Here is a 19,996-nt window from a genome sequence, read left to right as displayed (position 1 = left end):
CTGTCAGATGGCAGCTTGCCTCACGCAATCCAAGGGCCGAGCGAACCCCGTTCGGGCAAAACCGCCGGATTGTCCGCGCGCACGAGCAGGCGATGCCGCTCGAACGGGCCGGGCAGCGCCCACTTCTGCGTGGGTGCGGCGGTAAAGCCGAAGCGGCCGTAATAGTCCGGATCGCCGATCAGCACCTGCGGCAGCGGGGCCTGCGGGTCGAGCGCGCTGAACACCGCCGCCATCAGCGCCTGGCCAAAGCCCTGGTCCTGCCGCTCGGGCACCACTGCGACGGGGCCGACCATCAGCAGCGGGTGGCGTCGGCCTTGGTCATCAGTAAGGGCGACCGGCCAGACCTGGATGGTGCCGACCAGCAGTTGCGCCTCGTCCACCACCGCGAAGCTGAGCGCAGGCAGCCAGTCGACGCCGTCGCGTACCGCATAGGCCGTGCGCGACTGACGATCCGGCCCGAAGGCACGGTCGAGCAGTTCCTCGACCAGCGCGGGGTCGACTTCCGCGAGGGGAATCAGGGTGGCGGCGGCAACAGTCATGGGCGCGCGCCGATAGGGCGGCGCGCGCCTCTGCGCAAATGTTTCCGCCGTTACCTTCGGCTTAGCCGGCTGGCGTCAGGCGCATCAGGCGGCCGTCGGCGCCATCCTCGATCACCCACAACGCCCCGTCGGGAGCCTGGGCGATGGCACGCAGCCGCTTGGGAAACTCGTAGCGCGCTTCCTCGCTGGCCGTATTGGCGGAGGCATTGGCGGCGATGCGGCTGATCGACATGGTGCCCAGGTTCGCCACCAGGGCATTGCCCTGCCAGTCGGCGAACATGGAACCGGTGTAGAAGATCATGCTGCCCGGTGCGATCACCGGGTTCCAGCTGATCGCGGGCTTGGAGAAGCCGTCGTCTGCCGTGTGATCGGGGATGTCGACGCCGCTGTAGTTGTCGCCGTTCGAACGCACCGGCCAGCCGTAGTTGGCACCGCGATCGACGCGGTTCAGTTCGTCGCCGCCGGCAGGGCCATGCTCGATGTCCCACAGCTGCCCGTTCGGATCGAAGGCCAGACCCAGCAGGTTGCGGTGACCGTAGGACCAGATCTGGTCGGCCGGGCTGCCCTGGTCGGCGAAGGGATTGCCCGCGGCCGGAGTGCCGTCGAGGTTGAGGCGGATCACTGCGCCGTAGTTGTTCGACAGGTCCTGCGCCGGGTCCTGCTCCATGCGGTCGCCGCTGGAAATGAACAGGTGCTGCCCGTCCGGCGAGAAGGCGATGCGGTGCGAATAGTGGCCGGGCCGCGCGCCGTCGCGGCTCTGCTGCCAGATCTCGGTCAGACCATCGATGCGGCAGCTATCCCCTTCGCACACCAGCGTTCCGCGACCCACGACCGCGCGGGTAGCCTGGCCCGGCGTGCCCTTGGCCCAGCTGAGGTAGATGTGGCGGCTCGTCTCGTAGTCGGGCGCGAAGGCGACCTCGCCGAAGCCGCCCTGTCCGCCATAGGCGACCTCGGGCGTTCCCGTGACCGTGCCGGTGTGTCCGGTTGCGGGGTCGTAGAACTTCATCGTGCCGGCCTTCTCGGTGATGAAGATGGTGCCGGTGCCCGGCTCGAAAGCCAGCGCCCAGGGTTCGGCGAAGGTGCCGTGGCTGGTGGCGGCAAAAGGCGAATTCTCCGCCAGTTCCACCGGGTCGCCGGCAGGGACCATCGCCTGCTCGGCGGTCGATGCGCTGGCGGTCGGCGCGCTATCCCCGGTTGCCGCGCTGTTGCAGCTTGCGAGCGCGATGGCGGGCAATATGCTGGCGATAAGGATCGTGTTGCGCATGTTGTCTGGAACTCCTTCACCCGAATTCTGTGCGTCTCTTGGCGCCGGCCCGCTGGTCGCCGGTGTCGACGAGGCGGGCCGTGGCCCCTTGGCAGGCCCCGTAGTGGCGGCAGCCGTGCTGCTATGCAAGCCTGCACCTAAGGGCATGGCAGACTCCAAGAAGATGACCGCCAGGGCGCGGGCCGAGGCGGAGCAGGTCATCCGCCAGCACTGCGCCTTCGGTATCGGTGTGGTCGAGGTGGAGGAGATCGACCGGCTCAACATCTTCGGCGCCACCATGCTGGCGATGAGCCTGGCGATGGAGCGCCTGTGCGAAGCGGTGCAGCACACCGATCTGGAGACCCTGATCGACGGCAACCTGACGCCGGAGGGGCGCTGCGATCGCTGGCGCTGGCCGGCGCGCGCCATCGTTGGCGGCGACGGCAAGGAGGCCGCCATCGGCGCCGCCAGCATCGTTGCCAAGGAATATCGCGACAGGCTGATGGCCGAGGCCGCGCTGGAGCACCCGCATTACGGGTGGGAGCGCAACAAGGGCTATGGCTCGAGAGAGCACATGGAGGCCCTGCGCATCCACGGTCCGACGCCGCTGCACCGCCGCAGCTTCGCGCCGGTCGCGCAGATGGAAATGGAGCTTTAGCCGAAGGCCTTCGCGCGCAGCATCTCCACATAGCCGCCGGCGAAATTCTCCAGCTCCACCGGGTCTGCCGGCAAACCGCCCTGTTCGTCCGAAGCGCCGCCAAGCTCGTCCCGGCTGTTGACGCGCGGGAAGGGTTCGGCGGGCACCGGAACGCCCAGGAATTCGCACAGCGGCTCCCAGCCTTCCTTGGGGTGGAACACCAGCAGCCGTTCGGCCGGAATCGTGTCGATGATTTCCTGGTTGTAGGCGCGATACCAGTCGGCCATCCATTCCGGATCGTCGATCTTGTCGCCGAACTGGCGCAGGTAGGTGCCCTGCAGCATCCGCATCAGCTCGCTGCCTTCCAGCGAAGCCAGCATCCGCGGCGAGTTGATCGTCTCGTTGCAGGATTCCACCCAGGTCTCGGCGTCGCGCACGGTGAGCACGATCTTCGATTCCGGGTAATACTCCGCCAGCTCGCGCCAGTAGACGCAGGCCGGATTGTCGGTGACCGACTGGTAGCCTTCGAAAATCGCGTCCCAGTCTGGCTTGCCGTCCACCACGTCCAGCCACAGCGGAATATTGCGGCGCGCGTTCCGGAAGACTTCGACCATGTGGTAGCAGGGGCCAAGCCCCAGGTGCTCCAGCGCAAATTTCATCGAGAATGTCGCCGTCCGCCCCGGACCGGCACCGATAACCTTCAACGCCATTTCAATACCCCCCACTTAGTGTTTCGACCCCCGTCTGCCGCCTTCTGCCACGAGTGAGTCCTTCGCGCCACACCCCATCATGTCGAGTCTTCTGAATCGTCAGCGACTCAATATCTTGTGCCGGACTCTTTTCGTTCCGCCTGAGCAAAATCGGGGCGTGACGCAATTGCCGCTTGACCCGCGGACTCCGAGGACTCAGACCCTGTGGATAAGTTTAGGGGAAAGCTGTTCATGGGTGAGCTCACCAAAGTCCGCGCCGCGCCGCGCGTCCGTGCGAAGAAGGCTCCGGCCGTCAACAAGGCCGACCTGCCGCTGGGGCAGATCCTGGCGGGCGACTGCGTGGAAGAGATGCGCAAGCTGCCCGATGCATCGATCGACCTGATCTTTGCCGACCCGCCCTACAACCTGCAGCTGGGCGGCGACCTGAACCGTCCGGACGGCAGCCATGTCGATGCCGTGACCGACGACTGGGACCGTTTCGACAGCTTCGCGCTCTATGACGAATTCACCCGCGACTGGCTGGCCGAGGCCAAGCGCATCCTGAAGCCCGACGGCGCGCTGTGGGTGATCGGCAGCTACCACAACATCTACCGCGTCGGCGCGATCCTGCAGGACCTGGGCTTCTGGATCCTCAACGACATCGTCTGGCGCAAGACCAATCCTATGCCCAATTTCCGCGGCACGCGCTTCACTAACGCGCACGAGACGCTGCTGTGGGCGAGCCAGGGCGAGAAGGCCAAGTACCAGTTCAACTACCGCGCGATGAAGACGCTCAACGACGAGATCCAGATGCGCAGCGACTGGACCTTCCCGATCTGCTCGGGCGGGGAGCGACTGAAGGACGAAGCCGGGCACAAGGCGCACCCGACGCAGAAGCCCGAGGCGCTGCTTTACCGCGTGCTGCTGGCCACGACGGAGAAGGGCGACGTCGTGCTCGACCCGTTCTTCGGCACCGGCACCACCGGCGCCGTGGCCAAGCGTCTTGGCCGCGAATGGATCGGCTGCGAGCGCGAGGCGAATTACCGCAAGGTGGCCAAGGCACGCATCGAGAAGGAACTGCCGCTCGACGAAAGCTCGCTGGCCACGATGCAGAGCCGCAAGAGCCAGCCGCGCGTCGCCTTCGGCGCGGTGGTGGAAGCCGGGCTCCTCAAACCAGGCACGGAAATCTTCGACAAGAAGCGCCGCTGGAAGGCCACTGTCCGCGCCGATGGCAGCATCGAATGCGGCAAGGAAACCGGCTCCATCCATGGTGTGGGCAAGGCCCTGCAGGATGCCCCCAGCTGCAATGGCTGGACCTTCTGGCATTACGAGGATGGCGGCGACGTGAAGCCGATCGACGCCGTGCGCAGCCTCTACCTGCTCGCCGCCGAGGATTGAGGCTGTCCTACCGGGGGCAAATCCGGCATGTTCCGGCCCATGCGCATGACCGTGCAAATTCGCCTCCGATCCAGCTCGGCCGGGGAGGGCGCGATTTTGTCGCCAGGACAGTGTTCCATGTGTTCCACATTAGCGCAAAGCTGTTGAAAGATATGTGATGCCCGACCAGATCTACATCCAGCCGCTGACCACGGTTTCCGGACCGCAGGCCGTCGATGGACAGGCTATCCGGCTGGCCGGCGGGATGGTCTACGCCCGCGAATTCGCCGTCATCCTGCGCCGCGATGGCGCGGTGGTGGAGCGGCTGATCGCCACTGCCGCCAATATCGACGACGTGCTCGCCACCATGCCCGACGATGCCGCGGCAGAAGGTGAGCGGCAGTGGTCGAACCTGCGCATGGCCCACCCGCCGCTGGAGCTTGGCGCGCGCACCATCCGGCTCGACCAGCCACAGGTAATGGGCATCCTCAACGTCACACCCGATAGCTTCTCCGACGGCGGCCAGTTCATGGACGATGCCGAGGCCATGCGCTCGCAGGCGGCGAAGATGCACGAGGCCGGTGCGGCGATCATCGACATCGGCGGCGAGAGCACGCGACCGGGGGCGAAAGAGGTTTGGGAAGGCGAGGAGATCAAGCGCGTCCAGCCCGCCATCGAACATTGCGTGGGCATGGGCGCGGCGGTCAGCGTGGACACGCGCCGCCCGGCGGTGATGGAGGCCGCGTTGCAGGCAGGCGCGCATGTGATCAACGACGTGTCCGCCCTGCGCTACGATCCGCGCAGCGTGGAGTTCGCCGCTTCTAGCGGTGCGCCGGTAATCCTGATGCACGCGCCCGGCACGGGAGAGGACCTGCACGCCGACCCGGACTATTCCAGCGTGGTCTTCGACGTGTTCGATTTCCTGCGCGACGTGCGCGACAAGGCCATCGAGGCCGGCATCGACCGCAAGAAGATCGTGCTCGATCCCGGTATCGGCTTCGGCAAGTCGCTGGCCGACAACCTCGCGCTGCTCAACGCACTGCCGTTGTTCCACGCGCTCGGCCAGCCGCTGCTGCTGGGTGCCAGCCGCAAGCGCATGATCGGCGCGCTGTCGAACGAGGCCCCGGCGCACGAACGCCTCGGTGGCTCGCTTGCCATTGCCCAGCTGGGCATGGATGCGGGCGTGCAACTGCTGCGCGTGCACGATGTCGCCGAGACGGTGCAGGCGCGGAACGTATGGCGCGGCCTGCGCGACGCGGCGCTGACCGACTTTGCGGGGCTGGTGGACTAGGCGGCGTTGTCGATGCCGAGGTCGCTCAGCTTGCGGTAGAGCGTGCTGCGACCGATGCCGAGGCGGCGCGCCACTTCGGTCATGCGCCCGCGATAGTGACCGATGGCGAGGCGGATCACGTCGGCCTCGATCTCTTCCAGCGGGCGCAGGTTGCCGTCGGGCGTGTAGAGCATGACGCCGGCACTATCGCGGATCGGGCCGTTCTTGGTCGGCTCCGTATCACCGACGATTTCGCGCAATTGCGGGAAGTCCTCGGCGGTCAACGCGTCGCCATCGCAGAACACGGCGGCGCGGAACAGCACGGCTTGCAGCTGGCGGACATTGCCCGGCCAGTCGAAGGCGCCCAGCAGGCGCAGCGCGTCGGAGGTGATGCCCAGCGGCCGGAGGCCCGGCTGCTGGCCGATCTGGTGGAGGAAATAACGCGTCAGCGCACCGATGTCGCGATTGCGTTCGCGCAGCGGCGGCAGTTCGATGCTGGTGCGCGAAATGAGTTCAAGAAGTTCGGCGCGGAAATGGCCGGCAGAAACCAGGTCTGCCAGCGGCAGGTTGCTGGCGCAGATCACCCGGACGTCGATCTTGAAGCCGTACTGCGCACCCAGCGGCTTCACGCTGCCGCTGGCGAGCACGTCGATCAGCCGGTCCTGCACGTCGAGTGACAGGCGGTCGATCTCGTCCAGCACGAGGGTGCCACCATCGCACTGCTGCAAGGCGCCCGCCTGCTGGTCGAAGGCGCCTGGGAAAGCGCCCTTCTCATGGCCGAACAGGACGGATTCGAGGCTGCTGGCCGAGACTCCCGCGATGTTGACCATGCGGAAGGCTGTCTTTGCGCGCGGCGATGCGGCGTGCATCGCGCGGATCAGCATCTCCTTGCCCGTGCCGCTTTCGCCTTCGATCAGCACGTGCCCATGGCCACGCGCCGCCTTGGCCGCCTTGGCCAGCGCATCGCGGAACGGAGGCGCGGTGCCCACCATGGCATCGAAATCGAGGTCGGAGGGCATTTTCTCGGACAGCGGGCTGAGCTCGTCCTGCGGGGACTCGCGCGTCGTGGCATTGCGCAGCGCCTGCATCAGGCGATCGGGCGCAACCGGCTTCACGAGATAGTCGGTGGCCCCGGCGCGCATCGCCTCCACGGCAAGCTGCGGGCTGGTGCTGGTGGTCAGCATCAGGATCGGCAGCGCGGGGCGGCGTTCCTTCAGTTCGGCAATCAGTTCGCAGGCACGGTCGCCCGGAACCGCCTGGTCGAGGATGATCGCGGACAATTGCATGCCCTGGCGCGTGCCCAGCGTGGCAATCGCCTTCTCGCTGTCGTCGACCGACAGCGTGCGCCAGCCCTCGCGGCCGGCGAGCGCACCGACAAGTCGGCCCTGGGCCGGTTCCTTGTCGATAAGCATCAGCAGCCGTTGTTCGGGCTCAACCATGTGCGATTTCCCCTGGATCCGGTTGATTCCGGACTCTCGAACCTCCCGGCTAGCAGCATGGGGTAAAGAGGCCATTAAGGCTCTCATTCGCCGGAACTGCGTGGGTGGCCCTTGAGCGCGGCGCAAAGCGGCGATAGGACAACGGACAACCAAACAAACCCTCTAGTGAAGGCAATTCGATACCATGAGCGATCCGCAGGACATGAAAGCGCATACCGGCACTTACGCCAGCTTCATCGGGATGCTGAAGTGGTCAATCCCGGTCATTGCCGTGATTGTCGCCATCGTCCTCGCCCTCATTTCCTGAGGCGACGGTCGGGGGGATGAAAATTGCGGTCCTGAAAGAGCGCGCTGCGGGTGAAACCCGCGTCGCTGCGACACCGGAAACCGTCAAGAAGCTGATCGCGCTGGGCGCGACTTTGGCGATTGAAGAGGGTGCCGGCGTTGCTGCGGCCATCCCCGACGATGACTACAAGGCTGCCGGGGCCGAGGTGACGAGCGCCGAGAAAGTCGTCGCCAATGCCGACATGGTGATGGCCGTGCAGGCGCCCGATGTCGCCGCACTGACCGGCGCGAAGCCGGGCGCATGGGTTGCCGCCGTGTTCGATCCCTTCGGCCAGCGGGAGCGCGTCGACGCCTACGCCAAGGCCGGGTTCGAGGCGCTGGCGATGGAATTCATGCCGCGCATCACCCGTGCGCAGAGCATGGACGTGCTTTCCAGTCAGTCCAACCTGGCCGGCTACAAGGCGGTGATCGCCTCGGCCGACCAATATGGCCGCGCCTTGCCGATGATGATGACGGCGGCGGGCACCGTATCCGCTGCCAAGGTTTTCGTGATGGGCGTGGGCGTTGCCGGTTTGCAGGCCATCGCCACCGCCAAGCGCCTTGGCGCGCAGGTTTCCGCCACCGACGTCCGCCCCGAGACTGCCGAGCAGATCAAGAGCCTGGGCGGCAAGCCGGTGTTCGCCGAAGGGCTGGAGGCTTCGGGCGAGGGCGGTTACGCCGCCGAACTGACCGACGAGCAGAAGGCCGCGCAGGCGGAGATGGTTTCCGCCCATATCGCCAAACAGGATATCGTCATCACCACCGCCCTGATCCCGGGCCGCGCCGCGCCGCGTCTCGTTTCCGACGCGCAGATCGCTACGATGAAGCCAGGCAGCGTGATCTTCGACCTGGCCGTGGCGCAAGGCGGTAACGTGGAAGGCTCCGTGGCCGACCAGGTGGTGGAGAAGCACGGCGTTTCCATCATGGGTTTCTCCAATACGCCGGCCCATCTTGCTGCCGATGCCAGCGCGCTGTTCAGTCGCAACTTGTTCAATTTCCTCAATGCCTTCTGGGATGCCGAAGCGGGCAAGCCGGTGCTCGACGAGGAGATCGGCGATGCCATCCGGCTGACCAAGGGCGGCAAAGTGGTGAATGCGAGGCTGAACGGGTGAAGGCTCTGGGCCTCATCCCGCTGGCGCTGATCGCGGCGCCGCTTTCCGCACAGGATGCAGCTTCGGCTATGGCCGGTGAATGGCTCGTCGACCTGCGGCTATCCCTCGAAGACGATGAATACACCCAGGTGATGGTGCTGGATGTTGCCGAGGACGGCGGCGTTACCGGCACCTTCTACCAGGCCGAGATCGAGGATGGCCATGCCGGCACGGCGCAGGAGCGCACCTGCGTGTCCTTCCGCACCTCCGACGGCAGCGGAAACTATCACCACAGCGCCTGCCTGGTGGATGGCAAGATGATCGGCCAGACCTGGGCGGAGGGGCGCGAATTCGTCCTTCCCTGGACAGCGGAGCGTCCCTGACATGGACTTCATATCAATCCTCTCGATTTTCGTGCTGGCGTGCTTCGTCGGCTACTACGTCGTGTGGTCGGTCACCCCGGCGCTGCACACGCCGCTGATGGCGGTGACCAACGCCATTTCCTCGGTGATCATCGTCGGCGGCCTGATCGCCGCAGCCGAAGCCGGCAGCGACGTGGCCAAGTGGCTAGGGTTGGGCGCGGTGGTGCTGGCCAGCGTCAACATCTTCGGCGGCTTCGCCGTCACCGAGCGGATGCTCGCCATGTACAAGAAGAAGGATAAGTGATGCCCCTGTCCTTCCTCGCTGCAGGCGCAGACGGCGCCGCCATCCATCCCTGGGTCGCGCTGGCCTACCTCGTTTCCGGCGTGTTCTTCATCCTTGCGCTGCGCGGGCTTTCCAGCCCGGCCAGCAGCCGCGCGGGCAATCGCAACGGCATGATCGGTATGGCGATTGCCGTGGTGACGACGCTCGTCACCCATGACATCGCCAATATCGTCGAGATCGGGATCGCCATCTTCCTGGGCGGCGTGGTGGGCATCACCATCGCGCGGCGCATCGCCATGACGCAGATGCCGGAGCTGGTCGCCGCCTTCCACTCGCTGGTGGGCCTTGCCGCCGTGCTGGTAGGCTGGGCGGCCTACCTCAACCCCGGGGCCTTCGGCTTGCTGGTTGGCGACGGAATTGCACCGGTCAGCAAGATCGAGATGGGCCTCGGCATCGCCATCGGTGCGATCACCTTTTCCGGCTCGGTAATCGCCTTCGCCAAGCTTTCCGGCAAGATGAGCGGCTCGCCCATCCTGCTGCCGATGCGGCACGTCATCAATCTCGGCACGCTGGCGGCGATCATTGTATTGACTGCCCTGTTCGCCATGGCCGGGCCGGGCGAGACCATGCCGCTGATCGTGGCGGTGACGGTGCTGGCCTTCATCATCGGCTTCCTGCTGATCATTCCCATCGGCGGGGCGGACATGCCGGTGGTGGTGTCGATGCTGAACTCCTATTCGGGCTGGGCAGCAGCGGCGATGGGCTTCACCCTGGGCAATACCGCGATGATCATCACCGGCGCGTTGGTCGGCTCGTCGGGTGCCATCCTCAGCTACATCATGTGCCGGGCGATGAACCGCAGCTTCATCAGCGTGATCGCGGGCGGCTTTGGCGCGGACGACAGTGCCGGCGGCGGCGAAGCGCGCGAGCAGCGCCCCTACAAGCAGGGCAGCGCGGCCGATGCCGCCTTCATGCTGGAACAGGCAGAGAAGGTCATCATCATCCCCGGCTACGGCATGGCCGTGGCCCAGGCGCAGCACGCGCTGCGGGAAATGGCCGACCTGCTTAAGGAGAAGGGCGTGGAGGTGAAATATGCCATCCACCCCGTCGCCGGACGCATGCCGGGCCACATGAACGTGCTGCTGGCCGAGGCCAATGTCCCCTATGACGAGGTGTTCGAGCTGGAGGACATCAACAGCGAATTCGCCCAAGCGGACGTTGCCTTCATCATCGGTGCGAACGACGTAGTGAACCCGGCCGCGAAGACGGACAAGAGCTCGCCCATTTACGGCATGCCGGTGTTCGACGTGGACAAGGCCAAGCAGGTCTTCTTTATCAAGCGCTCCATGGGCGGCGTCGGCTACGCCGGTGTCGACAACGACGTGTTCTACATGGACCAGACCATGATGCTGCTGTCCGACGCGAAGAAGATGGTCGAGGAAATCGTCAAGGCGCTGGACTGACGCAGAGGGCTGCGTTGCACCACTCCTTGCCGGGTTAACCCTGTCCGTAGACAGGTTGCGCCCGAAACGAGTGGATTACGCGACGAGTCGATTTGACACCCCCCACCAGTAAGACATGATGCCCATGCCCGATGGGGGTCGCATTTGTGGGAGTGGGACTTATGAAATTCGTGAAGGCGCTTGCGCTTGCAGGCGTGGCAGCAACCGTTGCCGTCAGCGCACCGGCCATGTCGCAACGTGGCTTCAGCGGTGCCGAGCAGACCGCCGGACCGATTGCTGGCCAGTACATCTGCGTGTTCGACAGCAACGTCGTGCGCCGCGGACAGGTCGTGGCCGCTGCCAACCGGGCCGCGAATGCGGAGGGCGGGCAGGTGCTGTTTACCTATCGCAACTCGATCCATGGCTTTGCTGTGCGGGCTTCGGCCAACGGCATCGAGAATATGCAACGCGCCAATCCGTGGATTTCCTATTGCGTGCAGGACGAGGTCGTTACCTTGGCGCCGCCTCCGGGCAAGGGACCTGGCGGCGGTGGCGGGGGTGGCACGTCCGACCCGCAGGAAACGCCCTGGGGCATCACCCGCGTGGGCGGCTTCGTCGATGGCACCAACCTTGGTCGCACCGCCTGGGTGCTCGACAGCGGGATCGACCTCGATCACCCGGACCTGAACGTCGATACCGCGCGCAGCGTGGATTTCACCGGCAGCCGCAAGGGCGCAGAGGATGAAAACGGCCACGGCACCCATGTCGCCGGCACGATCGCGGCCATCGACAACGATTTCGGCGTGGTCGGCGTTGCCGCCGGTGCCCCGGTCGTGGCCGTGCGCGTGCTCAATCGTCGCGGGAGCGGTTCCTATTCCGGCATCATCGCCGGGGTGGACCATGTTGCTGCAAATGCCTCGGCTGGCGATGTCGCCAACATGAGCCTTGGCGGCGGTGCCAACCAGGCTCTGAACGATGCCGTGGAAGCCGCCGCGCAAGGCGGTATCCACATGGTGCTGGCAGCAGGTAACGATGGGTCGGATTCGACCAACTATTCGCCCGCCAGCGCCAGTGGCAACCGCGTCTACACGATCAGCGCCATCGACCAGAACGACAACCTCACCAGCTGGTCGAACTATGGCGCCCCGGTCGACTGGGCGGAGCCAGGCCTCGGCATTGCCTCCACCTGGAAGGATGGCGGTTACGACACCATCAGCGGCACCTCCATGGCCGCACCGCATGCGGCTGGCATCCTGCTGGCCACGGGCGGCACGCTGCATGTCGATGGCTATGCCGGTAACGACAGTGACGGCCAGCCGGACCCGATCGGCACCCGCTGATCCAGCCTGCAATTGTCCGGCCCTCGGAACCAGTCGTGACCATGGCTGGTTTCGGGGGGTGTGACGCACTAGGGTAGGCGCGCCACAGAACATGAGGGCAGGACGACTTTGCGCAAACTGGGTCTTATCGGCGGACTGAGCTGGGTTTCGACCCGCGCCTATTTCGAACGCATCAATCGCTACGTCCGGAAGCATCACGATCCGCGGGCCCTGGCACCGATGGTGATCGAAAGCCTCGACTTCACCGGCATCCCCTGGCCCGAATCTAACGATGACTGGGGCAAGGTCACCACCATGCTGACCGAAAGCGCGAACCGCCTCTCCGACGCCGGCGCCGAGATGATCGTGATCGGGGCCAACGTCCTGCACAAGGTCTACCGCGACGTGGAAGCGGAGGTGGATCGACCGTTCCTGCACATCGCCGAATGCGTTGGCGAGAAAATGAAGGAAGACGGCGTCCACACCGCCGCGTTGGTGGGCGTGCGCAGCGTGATGACCGAGAGTTTCTACCGCCGCCGGCTGGTGGCCCACGACATCGACCTGTTGCCGCCGCGCATGAGCGATGTCGACGCACTCGAACGGATCATCACGCAGGAACTGATGATGGGCAAGGCGACGCGCGATGCGGAGCGCACGCTGAAGTCGATGTTCACCGATTTCGAACGCGATGGCGCGAAAGCCGTGGTCATGGCCAATACCGAACTGGAGCAGGTGGTGGACGTCGATGCCAACATCCTGCCCGTCTACGATTGCACCGCCATCCATGCCGAGGCCGCGGCCCGGTGGATAATCGGCGACCAGTAGCCCGATTTTCACGGCGTTCGCGCGCTGTTCACGTTGTCACGAGGCTGCGCGGCTTCTAGCGCATCTGCCATGTCCCGCGCGCATTACGCTGCCGATCCCGCCAAGACCCGTGGCCGCGAATTCGCGCATCAGGGCCAAGGTGCGCGCGGTCCGCGCAGTGCGTTCCAGCGCGACCGGGACCGGATCATCCATTCGATCGCCTTCCGCCGGCTCGCCGGCAAGACGCAGGTGTTCGTGGCGCCCGATGGCGACCACTATCGTGTCCGCCTGACCCACAGCCTGGAGGTGGCGCAAATCGGGCGCGTGATCGCCCGCGAACTGGGATTGGACGAAGACCTGACCGAGGCGCTGTGCCTGTCGCACGACCTTGGCCATCCCCCGTTCGGCCATCCGGGCGAGGATGCCCTGAACGATGCACTGGCCACGCGCGGCGGCTTCGATCACAACGCCCACGCGCTGCGCACGGTCATGCGGCTGGACAATCCCTATTGCGACGTGCGTGGCCTGAACCTCAGCTGGGAAACGTTGGAAGGGCTGGCCAAGCACAATGGTCCGGTAACGCAGCCGGGCTGGGCGCTGGCGGAGCTGGACGAGGCATTCCCGCTGGACCTGACCCGCTGGCCTTCGCTGGAAGCCCAGGTGGCGGCGCTGGCCGACGATATCGCCTATGACAACCACGATATCGACGATGGCCTGCGCGCCGGCTACCTCGAGCTCGACCAGTTGCTGGAACTCGACTTCATCGCCGATCTCTGGCGCGAAGTGCAAAGCACCTTTCCTCATGCCAGCCGGGCCAAGCAGTTGCGCGAACTGGTTCGCACGCAGATCGGCCTGATGGTGAACGACCTCATCGCCACCACCAGCACCAACCTGGCCGGCATCGGCTCGGTGGAAGAGGTGCGCAGTGCGGGCCGGGCGCTGGCGGCATTCTCGCCCGAGATGGCGCAGCGCGAGCGCACCCTGAAGCGGTTCATGTACGCCAACCTCTACCACCACGACGCGCAGAAGCGCACGGCGGAGCGGGCGCGCGTGGTGATCGCCAAGCTGTTTGCCGCCTACGACCAGGATCCCTCGCTGATGACCTCCGGTTGGACCGAGCGCCTGCCGCCGGAGGAGCCGGAGCGCTCGCGCCATATCTCCGACTTCATCGCCGGGATGACGGACCAGTACGCCATGGCCCAGTACGCCGGCATCTTCGGCGAGCGGCCCAACGGTCTGTCCAATGTCTGAGCCGCGGCGCATCCTGCTGGTGGGCGCGACGGGACTGGTCGGCCGCACCATCATTGCCCAGTCGCCGCACCTTCAGGGGATCGTGCTGCAAGGGCTGGCACGGCGGGAAATTCCCTTCCCTCGCGGTACGCGGATGGAACTGGTGCTGGCCGAGAGCGAGGAATGGCCCGGCATCATCACCCAGCTGGTGCCCGACGCGATCATCAGCGCGCTGGGTACCACGCATCGCAAGGCCGGCAGCAAGGAGGCCTTCCGCGCCGTCGATCATGACCTGGTGCTGGAGGTTGCGCGCGCAGCGAAATCGGCGGGCGTGAAGAACTTCGTGCAGATTTCCTCGGTCGGCGCGGACCCCTATTCGAAGAACTCCTACCTGCGCGTCAAAGGAGAGACAGAGCGCGACCTGAAGGCACTGAAGCTGCACCGGCTCGACATTTTCCGCCCCGGATTGCTGCGCGGCAAGCGCGAGAACGACCTGCGCCCGGCGGAAAAGGTCGGCCAGCTCCTCGCGCCGGTGGCGGACCTGTTCCTGCAAGGCAACAAGGCCAAGTACCGCTCGGTCCGCGCCATCGACCTTGCCCATGCCGCGCTGCATGCGGCGACAAACAAGGCTGGCGGGCAGTTCGTGCACGAGCATGAATCGCTGATGCGCCTGGCGCGCGAATTCGAGCGCCAGCAGCCACCGACCGGCGGCAAGGGATAGCCGGCAGCGGGGGCGGGGCATGACACGCATCATCGAGAAGGCCACCGCGTTGTTTGCCATCTGGACCGTGCTCGGCGTGGGCTGGGCGTGGCTGGTTCCCGAACACTTTACCTGGGTCACGCGCGGCGAAGCCTTCGGCCAGCCGCTGATCAGCGTACTGCTGGGCGTCATCATGCTGGGCATGGGGTTGACCTTGCGGTTGGAGGATTTCGCCCGCGTGCTGACCATGCCGCGCGGCGTGGCGGCGGGCGTGGCGCTGCAATTCACCGTCATGCCACTGGCAGGCGTAACCCTGGCGCTGGCGAGCGGGCTGGAGACCGGCCTCGCGGTGGGACTGATCCTGGTTTCCTGCTGCCCCGGCGGTACCGCCAGTAATGTCGTCGCCTATCTTGCCCGCGCCAACCTCGCGCTGTCGGTGACGATGACCATGGCATCCACCCTGGTGGCCATCGTCCTCACGCCGCTGCTGACCGGCTGGCTGGGCGGCGTGTTCATCGAGATCGACCGCTGGGCGCTGTTCCGCTCGATGGTCGCCATCGTGCTGGTGCCGGTGATCGCCGGCGTCGTCATGGGGCGCTTGCTGCCGGAGACCACGCGGCGGATCGCCACGGTTTCGCCACTGGTGTCGGTCATCGTCGTGGTGCTGATCGTCGGCGGCATCGTGGGCGCATCGAAGGACCTGATAGAGGCGCACTTCGGCATTCTGCTGCTCGCCATATTCGCATTGCACGCCATCGGCTTCGCGCTTGGCTATGTGCTGCCATGGGTGATGGGCTTCGCCGTGCCGGAGCGCCGCACGCTGAGCATCGAGGTCGGCATGCAGAATTCCGGCCTTGGCGCCAGCCTGGCTTCTGCGCCCAGCTTCGCCAGCCAGTTCGCCAACCCGATGCAGGCTGCTCTAGCCCCCGTGCCAAGTGCCATATCCTCAGTCTATCACGTGGTGATAGGATCGATCCTGGCGGGCATCTGGGCGCGCAAGAACGAAGGAATAGACCATGTGGGATAGCCTGTTCGGCCTGGCCAATATCTGGGCCATGGCGGCGTGGGCCGTGCTGATCCTGCTGCCGCGAACACCGCTGGCGCAGAGCGCGATCTTCTATGCCGGCATCGGCCTGCTGTGCCTCGCCTATGCGGCGCTGCTGGGTCTGATCCTGACCGGCTCCGTCGATCCGGGCGCGACCGGGGAGGGCGGGGCAACCTCCTTCACGACAATCGAGGGTGTGCGCGCCATCTTCCAGTCGGACAGCGGCGTGACCATCGGCTGGATCCACTACCTCGCCTTCGACCTGTTCGTGGGCCTGTGGATCGCCAAGGATGGAGACCAGAAGGGCATTTCGCGGCTGGTGCAGGCCCCGATCCTGCTGTTGTCGCTGGTAGCCGGTCCCGCCGGCCTGTTGGTCTGGATGATCGTGCGCGAAAAAAGCGCGCGCAAAGGTGCGAGGATTCGGCGATGAGCAAGCAATACGCCCCGGCCACGCAGCGCAATCGCGAGGCTATCGGCGACGTGCTGGAAAGGGAGTTTCCCGAAAGCGGCCTGGTGCTGGAGATCGCCAGCGGCACGGGCGAGCATGCCATCTATCTCACCCGGCGCTTTCCTAGGCTGACATGGCAGCCGACCGATCCGAGTCCGGAGGCGCTGGAATCGATAGCCGCCTGGCGGGATGAGGAAGGGGGCGACAACCTACTGGCGCCGCTGCAGCTCGATGCCAGCGCAGGCGAATGGCCGGTGGAACGGGCCGACGCGATCTTCTGCTCCAACATGACGCATATCAGCCCCACCGCCGCGACCGAGGGGCTGATGGCCGCCGCCGGGCGCTTGCTGGCTGCGGGTGCACCGCTGGCGATCTATGGGCCGTTCCTGGAAGCGGATGTCGAGACGACCGCATCGAACCTTGATTTCGATGCCAGTCTCAAGTCCCGCGACCCGGCATGGGGCCTGCGCGATGCGGCCTGGGTGGATGGCCTCGCCGCCGCCAACGGGCTGGAGCGCACTGCCCGCCATGCCATGCCCGCGAACAACCTCACCCTGGTCTATCGCAAGACGTAAGGCGCCCGCCGGATCGCTCCAGCGGGCGCCCTGCGAGCCCTTTCCGGGCCGGTCTCGTCTAACCTCAGATGACTTCGTCGACGTCGTCGGCGACCGATTGCAGGTCTTCCCCGGCGCCGCGCACGGTGTTGCACGCGGCCGCGCTCAGCGTCAGCAAGCCGGCGGTCACGGCGATAATGATCTTGCGAGCCATGTCTTGTTCCTTTCAATGGCGACCCATCAGCGATGAGCTTACAGCCAAAATCCGATTTTGACACTCAGGTTCCGGTGGTCTGTCGCTGGTCCACAAATGCACGTTTTGCGACCACGCGCTCGCGCCAGGTGATGATCAGCCCCGCCAGCACGACGAGTGGAGCACCGATCCAGGTGGTTGCGGCGGGCAGGGTCGAGAAGAACAGCCAGCCGTAGATCGCCGCCCAGACGATGCTGGAATAGTCCATCACGATGACGCTGGAGACCTTGCCGAAGCGCAGTGCCATGGTCACCAGCACCTGGCCCCAGGTTCCGGACAGGCCGATGCCGAGCAGCAGCAGCCACTGGTGAGCGCTCAACGGCTCGTGCACCCAGAGCATGAAGGGCAGGGTGACGATCACCGAGGCGACGCTGAACCAGAACACGATCACCATCGGTGCCTCGGTGCTGGACAGGTCGCGGATCTGGATGGCGATGAGGGCGATCATGAAGGCGCCGCCCAGCGCCACGGCAGCGCCGAACAGGGGCAGGTGGCCACCGCCCGGCTGGGCGATCACGAGAATGCCGATGAAGCCCGCCGCCACGGCCGACCAGCGCCACACGCCTACTTTCTCGCGCAGCAGTACGATCGACAGCAGCACGGCGAACATCGGGGCGGTGAAGGAGAGCGTCGTCGCCTCGGCCAGCGGCAGCAGGATGACGCCGCCGAAATTCAGCACCATGCCCACAATGCCATAGGCGGCGCGCACCCCGTGCGCTTTCGGACGCGTCGTGGCCAGTTGCATCAGGCCGCCAGTCAGCATGGCCCAGCCGACCAGGATGGGCAGGGAGACGAGTTGTCGCCAGAACAGCAGTTCGGCGAGGTGGACGCCCGTATCCGAAGCCAGCTTGATCAGTGCCGCCATCAGCGCAAAGCCGGCGATACCCGCCAGCCGCATCAGCAGGGCCAGCAGGGGCCTGTCGGTGTTGCGTTCATCCACGCGGGCGGAAATAGACCCAATTGAGCGGCGTGCAACTATTGTTGGCGCGGGATGCTGGTCCCATATCCCGCCCAGCATGCGATTGCCCGACTGGATCCTCTTCGCCAGCGATGCAACGGTCTACGGCCTGTGGGGCGGTGGTTTCCTGCTGCTGTCCGCGTTCTCGGCGTGGGGCGAACGCCGCCGCGCAAAGCGACAGGACGTGGACGATGTCGGCATCATGCCCTGGCGCGACATCGGCGCGCTGTCGGGCTTCATCGGCCTCGCGCTGATGAGCTTTGCCGCCGTCGGCTGGCTCGCCGGTGGGTGAGGGAAGTAGGTCCGGATCCGCAGCGGGTGCTCACGCGGATGCGTGAGCGAAAAGAAGACTAGAGGCAGGCCTCGAGATAGGCCTGGTCGAAGCCGAACTGGCGGGCCTTTTCCAGCGTGTAGGGACGCAGGCCGCTCGAGCGGAATTCGCCGAGGATCTTGCCGTCTTCGCTCTCGTCCAGGTATTCGAACGCGAACAGTTCCTGCGTCACGATCACGTCACCTTCCATGCCGATCACCTCGGTGACGTTGGTGGTGCGACGCGAACCGTCGCGAAGACGCTTCACCTGTACGATCAGGTCGACCGATTCCGCGATCTGGCGCGAAATGGCTTCCTTCGGGATCTTGATGTCGCCCATCAGGATCATGTTTTCCATACGGCCCAGGCACTCGCGCGGCGAGTTGGCGTGCAGCGTACACATGGAGCCATCGTGGCCGGTGTTCATGGCGGCGAGGAGGTCGAAACACTCCGCGCCACGAATTTCGCCCAGGATGATCCGGTCGGGACGCATACGCAGGGCGTTCTTCACGAGGTCACCGATGGTGATGGCGCCCTGGCCTTCAAGGTTCGGCGGACGGGTTTCCAGCGGCAGCCAGTGCGGCTGCTGCAGGCGAAGTTCGGCGGCGTCCTCGATGGTCAGCACGCGCTCGCCCGGGTCGATCATTTTCGACAGGGCGTTGAGCATGGTCGTCTTACCCGAACCGGTACCGCCCGAGATGACGATGTTCATGCGGCAGGCACCGGCAATCTTCAGCGCGGTGCACATCTTGTCGCTCATCGAACCGAAGCCCTTGAGCATGTCTAGGGTGATCGGCTTCTCGGAGAATTTACGAATCGAGATCGCGGTGCCGCGCAGCGACAGCGGCGGAACGATCACGTTCACACGCGAGCCGTCCTTCAAGCGGGCGTCAGCCAGCGGGGTGGTCTGGTCGACGCGGCGGCCGACCTGGTTCACGATACGCTGGGCAATCTGGAACAGGTGGCTTTCATCGCGGAACTTGATCGGCGCGATGACCAGCTTGCCCTTCTTTTCGATGTAGGTCTGGTCAGGGCCGTTGACCATGATGTCCGACACGTCGGGGTCGTTCAGCAGCTCTTCCAGCGGGCCGAAACCGAGCAGCTCGTCGATCAGCACCTTTTCCAGCGCGAACTGTTCACGGCGGTTCAGCGTGACCTTCAGCTCGGCCAGCACTTCCATGATGATCGGGCGGAATTCCTCGGACAGCTCTTCCTTGCTCAGCGTGGCCGCTGCCTCGGGATCGACGCGTTCGAGCAGGCGGGGAAGCACCTGTTCCTTGATCTTGTGGACGCTGGCTTCGAAGCCGCCCAGCTCGCTGCTGTTGTCGTGGACCGCGTTGGAACGGTCCGCGAGGCGGCTCATCGCATCGCTGGCCTTGGCGTTCGCACCGCCGGCGCCTTCGACGGCGGATCCTTCGGGCGGGACCGGCGGGAACTGCTCGCCGCCTGCTGCACCACCCGGAGGCGGCGCGGCGGATTCGTCGGCTGCCGGCTTCGGTGAACCGCCGCCGCCACGCATGGGCTTGGCGACGCCAAAGCTCGGACGGGCACCCTTGGACATGCCGCCTGCGCCGTTCTTGCGTCCGAATGCGCTCATTCTCGCAAACCCCCTAAAGTTCGTTCCCATCGCCGTATTGCGAAAATATCGGCGGATTTCCTACGGAAGGCTTCTTGCGAAT

General features: G+C 65.5%; 23 protein-coding genes. 16 read left to right on the top strand and 7 right to left on the bottom strand.

Features of this window, described 5'->3' with window-relative positions:
* Positions 1-20: 20 nt before the first annotated feature.
* Positions 21-539 (bottom strand): GNAT family N-acetyltransferase, encoded by a 519-nt coding sequence (locus OZN62_RS04240; protein ID WP_269101494.1) that lies wholly within the window; start codon positions 537-539, stop codon positions 21-23.
* 61 nt (positions 540-600) lie between these two features.
* Positions 601-1,803 carry a PQQ-dependent sugar dehydrogenase gene (locus OZN62_RS04235; protein WP_269101493.1) on the bottom strand — a complete coding sequence of 401 codons (1,203 nt, stop codon included), beginning with the start codon at positions 1,801-1,803 and terminating at the stop codon, positions 601-603.
* On the opposite strand from OZN62_RS04235, the gene OZN62_RS04230 reads away from it, so the two are divergent.
* Positions 1,802-2,440, top strand: coding sequence for a ribonuclease HII (locus OZN62_RS04230; protein ID WP_269101492.1), 639 nt, complete (start codon positions 1,802-1,804; stop codon positions 2,438-2,440). The two genes, OZN62_RS04235 and OZN62_RS04230, sit on opposite strands and share 2 nt — an antisense overlap.
* On the opposite strand, the gene OZN62_RS04225 is transcribed toward OZN62_RS04230, so the two are convergent.
* Positions 2,437-3,129 (bottom strand): sulfotransferase family protein, encoded by a 693-nt coding sequence (locus OZN62_RS04225; protein WP_269101491.1) that lies wholly within the window; start codon positions 3,127-3,129, stop codon positions 2,437-2,439. The genes OZN62_RS04230 and OZN62_RS04225 overlap by 4 nt on opposite strands.
* Positions 3,130-3,360: 231 nt before the next feature.
* Between OZN62_RS04225 and OZN62_RS04220 the strand changes: the two genes are divergently transcribed.
* Entirely contained in the window at positions 3,361-4,506 is a 1,146-nt protein-coding gene (locus OZN62_RS04220) for a site-specific DNA-methyltransferase (RefSeq protein ID WP_330848764.1), read from the top strand.
* Between the two features lie 157 nt (positions 4,507-4,663).
* On the top strand, positions 4,664-5,776 hold the full coding sequence (gene folP / locus OZN62_RS04215) for a dihydropteroate synthase (RefSeq protein ID WP_269101490.1): 1,113 nt from the start codon (positions 4,664-4,666) through the stop codon (positions 5,774-5,776).
* Here folP and OZN62_RS04210 read toward each other — a convergent pair.
* The gene (locus OZN62_RS04210; RefSeq protein ID WP_269101489.1) at positions 5,773-7,194 is read right to left on the bottom strand and encodes a sigma-54-dependent transcriptional regulator; all 1,422 of its coding nucleotides are present in this window, start codon (positions 7,192-7,194) and stop codon (positions 5,773-5,775) included. The two genes, folP and OZN62_RS04210, sit on opposite strands and share 4 nt — an antisense overlap.
* Positions 7,195-7,378: 184 nt before the next feature.
* Between OZN62_RS04210 and OZN62_RS04205 the strand changes: the two genes are divergently transcribed.
* The 12 genes from OZN62_RS04205 to OZN62_RS04150 all read left to right on the top strand — a co-directional run bounded on the left by OZN62_RS04205 (position 7,379) and on the right by OZN62_RS04150 (position 16,817).
* A complete protein-coding gene (locus OZN62_RS04205) occupies positions 7,379-7,501 on the top strand; it encodes an aa3-type cytochrome c oxidase subunit IV (RefSeq protein WP_269101488.1) in 123 nt (40 codons plus the stop codon).
* Between the two features lie 16 nt (positions 7,502-7,517).
* Positions 7,518-8,630: an NAD(P) transhydrogenase subunit alpha gene (locus tag OZN62_RS04200; protein ID WP_269101487.1), complete on the top strand. Its 1,113-nt coding sequence runs from the start codon at positions 7,518-7,520 to the stop codon at positions 8,628-8,630.
* Positions 8,627-8,992, top strand: a complete 366-nt coding sequence (locus OZN62_RS04195; RefSeq protein WP_269101486.1) for a hypothetical protein — start codon at positions 8,627-8,629, stop codon at positions 8,990-8,992. The genes OZN62_RS04200 and OZN62_RS04195 overlap by 4 nt, the downstream gene beginning before the upstream one ends.
* Before the next feature lies 1 nt (position 8,993).
* A complete protein-coding gene (locus OZN62_RS04190) occupies positions 8,994-9,275 on the top strand; it encodes an NAD(P) transhydrogenase subunit alpha (RefSeq protein WP_269101485.1) in 282 nt (93 codons plus the stop codon).
* Positions 9,275-10,717: an NAD(P)(+) transhydrogenase (Re/Si-specific) subunit beta gene (locus tag OZN62_RS04185; RefSeq protein WP_269101484.1), complete on the top strand. Its 1,443-nt coding sequence runs from the start codon at positions 9,275-9,277 to the stop codon at positions 10,715-10,717. The genes OZN62_RS04190 and OZN62_RS04185 overlap by 1 nt, the downstream gene beginning before the upstream one ends.
* Before the next feature lie 161 nt (positions 10,718-10,878).
* On the top strand, positions 10,879-12,036 hold the full coding sequence (locus OZN62_RS04180) for a S8 family serine peptidase (protein ID WP_269101483.1): 1,158 nt from the start codon (positions 10,879-10,881) through the stop codon (positions 12,034-12,036).
* Positions 12,037-12,144: 108 nt separating this feature from the next.
* Complete coding sequence (locus OZN62_RS04175) at positions 12,145-12,840, top strand: aspartate/glutamate racemase family protein (protein ID WP_269101482.1); 696 nt, start codon at positions 12,145-12,147, stop codon at positions 12,838-12,840.
* A gap of 69 nt (positions 12,841-12,909) precedes the next feature.
* The gene (locus tag OZN62_RS04170; RefSeq protein ID WP_269101481.1) at positions 12,910-14,070 is read left to right on the top strand and encodes a deoxyguanosinetriphosphate triphosphohydrolase; all 1,161 of its coding nucleotides are present in this window, start codon (positions 12,910-12,912) and stop codon (positions 14,068-14,070) included.
* On the top strand, positions 14,063-14,770 hold the full coding sequence (locus tag OZN62_RS04165; RefSeq protein ID WP_269101480.1) for an NAD-dependent epimerase/dehydratase family protein: 708 nt from the start codon (positions 14,063-14,065) through the stop codon (positions 14,768-14,770). The genes OZN62_RS04170 and OZN62_RS04165 overlap by 8 nt, the downstream gene beginning before the upstream one ends.
* A gap of 19 nt (positions 14,771-14,789) precedes the next feature.
* Positions 14,790-15,776 carry a bile acid:sodium symporter family protein gene (locus OZN62_RS04160; protein WP_269101479.1) on the top strand — a complete coding sequence of 329 codons (987 nt, stop codon included), beginning with the start codon at positions 14,790-14,792 and terminating at the stop codon, positions 15,774-15,776.
* On the top strand, positions 15,766-16,224 hold the full coding sequence (locus tag OZN62_RS04155) for an ABA4-like family protein (RefSeq protein WP_269101478.1): 459 nt from the start codon (positions 15,766-15,768) through the stop codon (positions 16,222-16,224). The genes OZN62_RS04160 and OZN62_RS04155 overlap by 11 nt, the downstream gene beginning before the upstream one ends.
* Positions 16,221-16,817, top strand: a complete 597-nt coding sequence (locus OZN62_RS04150; RefSeq protein ID WP_269101477.1) for a DUF938 domain-containing protein — start codon at positions 16,221-16,223, stop codon at positions 16,815-16,817. The genes OZN62_RS04155 and OZN62_RS04150 overlap by 4 nt, the downstream gene beginning before the upstream one ends.
* Before the next feature lie 64 nt (positions 16,818-16,881).
* Here OZN62_RS04150 and OZN62_RS04145 read toward each other — a convergent pair whose 3' ends face one another.
* Together OZN62_RS04145 and OZN62_RS04140 are read right to left on the bottom strand one after the other, a co-directional pair.
* Positions 16,882-17,010, bottom strand: coding sequence for a hypothetical protein (locus OZN62_RS04145; RefSeq protein ID WP_269101476.1), 129 nt, complete (start codon positions 17,008-17,010; stop codon positions 16,882-16,884).
* A gap of 64 nt (positions 17,011-17,074) precedes the next feature.
* Complete coding sequence (locus tag OZN62_RS04140; protein WP_269101475.1) at positions 17,075-17,989, bottom strand: DMT family transporter; 915 nt, start codon at positions 17,987-17,989, stop codon at positions 17,075-17,077.
* Positions 17,990-18,065: 76 nt separating this feature from the next.
* On the opposite strand from OZN62_RS04140, the gene OZN62_RS04135 reads away from it, so the two are divergent.
* Complete coding sequence (locus OZN62_RS04135) at positions 18,066-18,299, top strand: hypothetical protein (protein WP_269101474.1); 234 nt, start codon at positions 18,066-18,068, stop codon at positions 18,297-18,299.
* A 58-nt stretch (positions 18,300-18,357) separates the two neighbouring features.
* Here the strand turns inward: OZN62_RS04135 and OZN62_RS04130 are convergent, their stop codons facing one another.
* Positions 18,358-19,914, bottom strand: coding sequence for a CpaF family protein (locus OZN62_RS04130; protein ID WP_269101473.1), 1,557 nt, complete (start codon positions 19,912-19,914; stop codon positions 18,358-18,360).
* Positions 19,915-19,996 lie beyond the last annotated feature (82 nt).

It is taken from the genome of Aurantiacibacter sp. MUD11, assembly GCF_026967575.1.
Taxonomy (GTDB): domain Bacteria; phylum Pseudomonadota; class Alphaproteobacteria; order Sphingomonadales; family Sphingomonadaceae; genus Alteraurantiacibacter.
This window is presented reverse-complemented; position numbering and strand designations above follow the sequence as displayed.